6 protein-coding genes are annotated in these 6,000 nt (G+C 54.0%); 2 read left to right on the top strand and 4 right to left on the bottom strand.

Going from position 1 to position 6,000, the window contains the following annotated elements; all coding sequences use genetic code 11:
- Positions 1 to 110 precede the first annotated feature (110 nt).
- Together H6F91_RS08310 and H6F91_RS08305 are read right to left on the bottom strand one after the other, a co-directional pair.
- Positions 111 to 998 (bottom strand): CoA-binding protein, encoded by an 888-nt coding sequence (locus H6F91_RS08310; protein WP_190770821.1) that lies wholly within the window; start codon positions 996 to 998, stop codon positions 111 to 113.
- An 18-nt stretch (positions 999 to 1,016) separates the two neighbouring features.
- Positions 1,017 to 2,165, bottom strand: a complete 1,149-nt coding sequence (locus tag H6F91_RS08305; protein WP_190770820.1) for an ATP-grasp domain-containing protein — start codon at positions 2,163 to 2,165, stop codon at positions 1,017 to 1,019.
- 100 nt (positions 2,166 to 2,265) lie between these two features.
- On the opposite strand from H6F91_RS08305, the gene H6F91_RS08300 reads away from it, so the two are divergent.
- Positions 2,266 to 2,919 (top strand): YqiA/YcfP family alpha/beta fold hydrolase, encoded by a 654-nt coding sequence (locus H6F91_RS08300; RefSeq protein WP_190770819.1) that lies wholly within the window; start codon positions 2,266 to 2,268, stop codon positions 2,917 to 2,919.
- Between the two features lie 391 nt (positions 2,920 to 3,310).
- Positions 3,311 to 4,285, top strand: a complete 975-nt coding sequence (gene nadA / locus H6F91_RS08295; protein ID WP_190770818.1) for a quinolinate synthase NadA — start codon at positions 3,311 to 3,313, stop codon at positions 4,283 to 4,285.
- A 183-nt stretch (positions 4,286 to 4,468) separates the two neighbouring features.
- Here nadA and H6F91_RS08290 read toward each other — a convergent pair whose 3' ends face one another.
- Together H6F91_RS08290 and crtE are read right to left on the bottom strand one after the other, a co-directional pair.
- The gene (locus H6F91_RS08290; protein ID WP_190770817.1) at positions 4,469 to 4,921 is read right to left on the bottom strand and encodes a divergent PAP2 family protein; all 453 of its coding nucleotides are present in this window, start codon (positions 4,919 to 4,921) and stop codon (positions 4,469 to 4,471) included.
- A 19-nt stretch (positions 4,922 to 4,940) separates the two neighbouring features.
- Positions 4,941 to 5,861 (bottom strand): geranylgeranyl diphosphate synthase CrtE, encoded by a 921-nt coding sequence (gene crtE, locus H6F91_RS08285; protein ID WP_190770816.1) that lies wholly within the window; start codon positions 5,859 to 5,861, stop codon positions 4,941 to 4,943.
- Positions 5,862 to 6,000 lie beyond the last annotated feature (139 nt).

Raw genomic sequence — 6,000 nt, 5'->3', positions numbered from 1 at the left:
TTCAACTTAGGAGGTTTCTGCATAAGAATTTACCCAGAATGTTGGTGCTTTGCCCGCTTCGCGGGCAAAGCACCAACATTCTGGGGGTAATTTCATTACTGGAAATCTCCTTAGCCGAGATTAGAAATAAGTCGAGGGATATCCGAAGGGCGCTTACCAAGGGGGATCCCAGCCGCTTTAAAGGCAGCAATTTTGCTATCCGCCGTGCCGATCGCATCCTCCCAGCCACTAAGACGCGCGGCAATCACAGCTCCGGCATGGCCCAAGGGCTGATCAGCCGGAGCCGTACGGCCTGCCAGGTAAGCCACTACAGGCTTATCAATGGTTTCGCTGATGTACCGAGCAGCGGCTTCTTCACTATCACCGCCAATGCTGCCGATGAGAACGATCGCCTCCGTACGATCGTCCTCCTCCAAAATTTGCAGCCATTGTTGGAAAGAGGAGCCAGTCACGCGATCGCCCCCAATTCCCACCACCATTGACTGGCCCAGACCGGCCTGGGTTAGTTGCAGGGCGACTTCGTAGGTCAGACTTCCACTGCGGCTAATAATCCCAACCGAACCAGGTGTGTAGAACTCGGTCGGGTGTGTTCCCAGGAGCACTTCACCCGGAACAATGATGCCAGGGCTATTGGGGCCAACCACCAGGGTTTCGGTTTGCTGAGCTTTGCGTAATAGCCGCACCATATCCAGCGGTGGCACCCCTTCCGTAATGATGATAATTTGGCGGATGCCAGCAGCAATTGCTTCCAACGCCCCATCTAATACTTCATAAGGGGGCAAAAAGATAACCGTCGTGGTGACAGGCCCGACCTTACCCAGCGCCTCATCTACCATGTCAAACACGGGGATGCCGCTGAGGGAAGTACCACTATGCCCGGAGTCTACCCCTGCCATAATGTGAGTTCCAGAGGCAGCCATCAAAGGGGTATATAACGACCCCAGGGGATTGGTAATGCCTTGAATTAAGACGTTGCTACTGGCTAACAGTCGGCGCATAGATGAATAACAGGGAAATTAACTGGCCTTGGGACGGGTGAGGTCAACAGCATGGGCGATCGCCGCATCCAAATCAGAAAACACGGGTACTCCCTGCACCTCCAGTAACGCTTTGGCAGAATCATACTCTGCTCCAGCCAGACGGACGACGAGGGGGCAACGGGGACGATCGCGACGGCGCAGGTAGGTGGCGATCGCCTGCCCTACCTCCTGGCAGGATGAAGTACCGCTGAGTAAGTTCAGCAATAGCACCTTCACGTTGACCTCGGTTGGCAAAGCTGCCAATCCTTGAGTTAGCCGTTCTCCGAGGGAAAAGCTGGAACAACTGAAAGACGCTTCACCCCCTAAATTAAGAGCAAACGCAGGCCGACCACTGGCTTGAAATACCATATCGAGAGTAGCCATTGCCAGCCCTGCCCCGTTGCAGACAATTCCCAGGCTGCCTTCTAACTCCACCAAGCTCATGCCACAGGGAAGATCGATAGGAGCGGGGTTACGGCTGTTTTGGGGTTGCAGTTGCAGAGCATTCAGCTCGGGATGGCGTGCTAAGGCATCGTCATTCACGGTCACCTTGCCGTCTAGAGCCATCACTTCCCCTTCAACACTGACTCCAAGGGGATTAATCTCCAACAAATCCAGGTCTTTCTGAGCAAATAGGGTGTACATCTTCTCCAGTACATCGCTGACGACCCGGATGAGTTGGCCCTGAAGCCCCATCAACAAGGTCAAGCGTCGTGCGTAAAAGGGCGAAAATTCCTGATCAACGACCACCTGCTGCATCGCCGCCATTACAGCTTCGACATTGATCCCACCTTCCCCAGAACCGAGCAGAACCGGACGACCCAGGGTTTGATCGAGTACCACTGCCAGGTAGAGTTCGCGATGGGGCTGGTATCGAGCCTCAGCCAACAGTACATCGGGGTATTGGTCTTGAATCGGCAAGTTAAAGATGATTTGGGCAGCGGCGATCGCATCAATCGTATTTTCCACAAAGCGAATGCCCCCGGCCTTGGCCCGCTCGCCCGCATAGACCTGCGATTTCAAAACCACCGGGTAGGGAACGCGTAACCCTTTAATGTCTTGCAATGAATCAATCCGTTGGGACGGCAACACAGGGATGCCAACCTGACGAAACAGTTCTTTGGCTTGGTACTCCAGCAAATTCATAGGCGTGAGGAGAGGTCGCAGTGCTGGGATAACGCCCAGGGGTGCGAACGATCGAGTGTACAATATCCAATCCCTCACTATACCGGGAACTCCCTACCTCATGGTGTCGTTCATTTATCTGCACGGTTTTGCTTCCAGCCCTCAATCTAAAAAAGCAAGGGCATTGGGCGATCGCTTCTCGGCCCTTGGTATTCCCCTGCACGCTCCCGACCTCAATGCTGGAGATTTCTCTCACCTCACCCTCAGCCGTCAGATTGCTCAGGTAGAAATGCTCTTTCCACCCGAGCCAGAGCCCGTCATTTTGATCGGATCGAGTTTTGGTGGGTTAACAGCGGCATGGTTGGGCGATCGCCACGCCCAGGTACAAAAGTTGGTTCTGCTAGCTCCCGCCTTTGGCTTTCTTCAACACTGGCTGCCCCGCCTTGGAGAAGCCGCGGTGCAACACTGGCAGGAAACAGGTTTACTCTCGGTCTACCACTACAGTCAGGAGCGCCAACTACCGCTGCATTATAGTTTTGTCACCGATGCCGCCCAGTATGAGGAGGCTAAGCTACAACGCCCCGTACCCACCCTGATCCTGCATGGCATTTATGATGACACCATTCCTGTTACAGCCAGCCGAGATCACGCTGCACACCGCCCCTGGACAACCTTAATCGAGTTGGACAGCGACCATGCGCTGGTCGACGTGGAAGCGCAGATTTGGAGCGAAATTCAGTCATTTTTGAAGAGCGATTTTGAGTGCATCAGCTGATGAGGACGCTCAGGGGCTAGCTGCTGCGACAAAGACGAATCTACACATCCGGTTCCTCTCCCGAGAGCTAGCGTGTATATGCAAGTGCTTGGGTTGGAGAGGGTCGACCCACACCCCCTAGCCCCCTCTCCCGGGAGAGGGGTCGGGGGTGTGGATTGGAGGGCGATCGCTTAAAGCAGTCATTCGCCTATCCACAGCACACCCAAGAAGTAAGCAGCGATTCAGGCCAAGGAGCAATGCTTACACCCATCCCCTACTCCCAAATGTCAGCCGGAGATTTTGCTAACACTCTCCCCAATTTTGGTGAAATCGACTATAATGCATTTATGGTAAAAAGCACCATAATTAAGGGTGCAACCTTCCCCTACTAGTTGCAGGAATCCTAACGCCCGTGTTTGCCAGTGTTCTTTCTCACCAAAAATCTGCTCCGACTGATAGGTTGCCTCAGGATTTGTTTGGGGCGATCGCCGAGCTCAAGCGCGACCTGAACGCCATCATTCTGGCCCACTACTATCAGGATCCCGATATTCAAGACATTGCTGACTACATTGGTGATTCCCTTGGGCTATCGCAGCAGGCCGCTAACACCAAGGCTGATGTGATTGTCTTTGCAGGGGTTCACTTTATGGCAGAAACGGCAAAGATTCTCAACCCTGACAAGCTCGTATTACTACCCGATTTAGAGGCTGGATGCTCTCTAGCAGATAGCTGCCCACCCGATGCGTTTGCCAAATTCAAAGCGGCGTATCCCGATCATCTGGTGGTGTCATACATCAACTGCACCGCTGAGATTAAGGCGATGAGCGACATCATCTGCACCAGCTCTAATGCAGTCAAGATTGTGCAGCAGATTCCTGAAAATCAACCCATTATCTTCGCGCCCGATCGCAACCTGGGCCGCTATGTGATGGAGCAAACCGGACGGGATATGGTGTTGTGGGAGGGCAGCTGCATGGTGCATGAAACCTTTTCAGAGCGCCGGATTGTAGAGTTGCAAATGCAATACCCAGATGGGGAGGTGATCGCTCACCCCGAATGCGAACCTGCGGTACTGCGCCACGCGGAGTACATTGGCTCCACAACGGCACTCCTGAACTATGCCGAGAAGAGCGATCGCCAAACCTTCATCGTGGCGACAGAACCCGGTATTATTCACCAGATGCAAAAAGCCGCGCCGCAGAAGCAGTTCATTCCCGCGCCACCGATGAACCAGCAATGCGCCTGCAACGAGTGCCCCCACATGCGGCTGAACACCCTGGAGAAGCTCTACCTTTGCATGAAGCACAAAACTCCTGAGATCACCCTACCTGAGAACACCCGTGAGGCCGCTCTGCGACCCATTCAACGGATGTTAGCTATGAGTTAGATCGCCCATGCCATCAGGCAAAAAAGCAAGACACCCGGTGTTTTTCAGAAACACCGGGTGTCTTTTTTTCTATATATAGCGCTGTGCGGGTTGATTAAGTACGGTGGTGTGGGGCACGAAGTGCCCCACACCACCGTTGCTGTACTTAACGCACTTACACATTGCTATAGCGATGCGGCTTCATCAGTAGGCACGGGCGGCCATGCAGGACACCAGAATACCCAGAGCACAGCCAGCAATGACTTGAACCGGGGTATGCCCCAGCAATTCCTTTAAGCGCTCCTCGTGAAATTCGGCATCGTGGAAAAACTCATCCACAATCTGGTTCAGAATACGGGCTTGCTTCCCAGCAGCCTGCCGGACCCCAGCCGCATCGTACATAACGATAACGGCAAAAATCGCGGCAGCAGCAAAGGCAGGGGTTTCCCAACCGACTGTCTGCCCCACGCCAGCGGCCAGAGATGTTACCAGGGCCGAGTGAGCGCTGGGCATACCGCCTGTTTCTACCAACGTGCGGAATGTAACTTTGCCGTGTCGAATCAGTTCCACCACCAGCTTCAGCACCTGGGCGATCAGGCAAGCCGCGATCGCTACGATCAAAACCGAGTTGTGAAGCACATTACCAAAGTCCTGCATAGGTTTCTCCGGTGGTTGATTAGTGAGTGCGCGCGGTGATGTAGTCAGCGATCGCCCGCAACGGATCGGCCTTCTCCCCAAAGGGTTCTAGCAATTCCTTAGCATGGGCAACTAGCTGATCAGCTTGCCGTCGCGATTCTTCTAATCCCCAGAAGCTCGGATAGGTAGCTTTCTGGGCCTGGAGGTCTTTCCCCGCGGTTTTGCCCAGGGCTTCGGGTGTCGCTGTGATATCGAGAATATCGTCCACAATTTGGAACGCCAAGCCAATGTCCTGGGCGTACTGGGATAGACGCTGTAAGTCATCCTCCGAGGCATTCCCCAACATTGCACCGCAGGCGACACAGGCTTCCAAGAGGGCTCCGGTTTTATGGCGATGAATCCAGGTCAGGGTTTCAACCGTAACGTTTGAGTTTCCTTCAGATTCCAGGTCTACAACCTGACCACCCACTAAACCAGCAGCCCCAACCGCACGGCCCAGGTGAGCAATCACTCGCAAAACATTTTGGGGAGCAACTCCCTGGGTTTGGGCCGCAATGTATTCGAAGGCGTAAGCCAGCAAACCATCTCCAGCCAGAATAGCGATGTCTTCGCCATAAACTTTGTGGTTCGTGGGTTTGCCCCGGCGGAAATCATCATTATCCATGGCAGGCAGATCATCATGGATCAGCGACATGGTGTGGATCATTTCCAGCGAACAGGCCGTGGGCATAGCCATTGCTTCAGTGCCGCCCACCAGCTCGCAGGTGGCGATGCACAGAATGGGTCGCAGACGCTTGCCTCCCGCCAACAGGGAGTAGCGCATGGATTCGTAAATGGTTTCAGGATATTGGAGGGCGATCGCCGCATCCAGAGCAGCTTCCACCGTGACTTGTTTAGCGGCCAGATAGGCCGAAAGGTCAAACGTCCGTTCTATTACCGTATCGTGCTGCGAACTCGTCATTGTCTTCCTGTTACTGCCGTGGCAAACTGTCCCACCGAATCAAACTCTATCGCGGAAAGGGACCGTTTCGGTGGAGAAATATGCAAGTTGTGACACTTATACCAAATCCCAAAAATCGGACTATAGCGCTGTGCACGTT

The organism is Leptolyngbya sp. FACHB-8, from assembly GCF_014695575.1.
Lineage (GTDB): Bacteria > Cyanobacteriota > Cyanobacteriia > Elainellales > Elainellaceae > Vacuolonema.
This window is presented reverse-complemented; position numbering and strand designations above follow the sequence as displayed.

What these genes read in the sequence shown, in the direction of transcription:
- H6F91_RS08310 (WP_190770821.1), bottom strand. Translation starts at nt 998, where the DNA reads ATGCGCCGACTGTTAGCCAGTAGCAACGTCTTAATTCAAGGCATTACC.
- H6F91_RS08305 (WP_190770820.1), bottom strand. Translation starts at nt 2,165, where the DNA reads ATGAATTTGCTGGAGTACCAAGCCAAAGAACTGTTTCGTCAGGTTGGC.
- H6F91_RS08300 (WP_190770819.1), top strand. Translation starts at nt 2,266, where the DNA reads ATGGTGTCGTTCATTTATCTGCACGGTTTTGCTTCCAGCCCTCAATCT.
- H6F91_RS08290 (WP_190770817.1), bottom strand. Translation starts at nt 4,921, where the DNA reads ATGCAGGACTTTGGTAATGTGCTTCACAACTCGGTTTTGATCGTAGCG.
- crtE (WP_190770816.1), bottom strand. Translation starts at nt 5,861, where the DNA reads ATGACGAGTTCGCAGCACGATACGGTAATAGAACGGACGTTTGACCTT.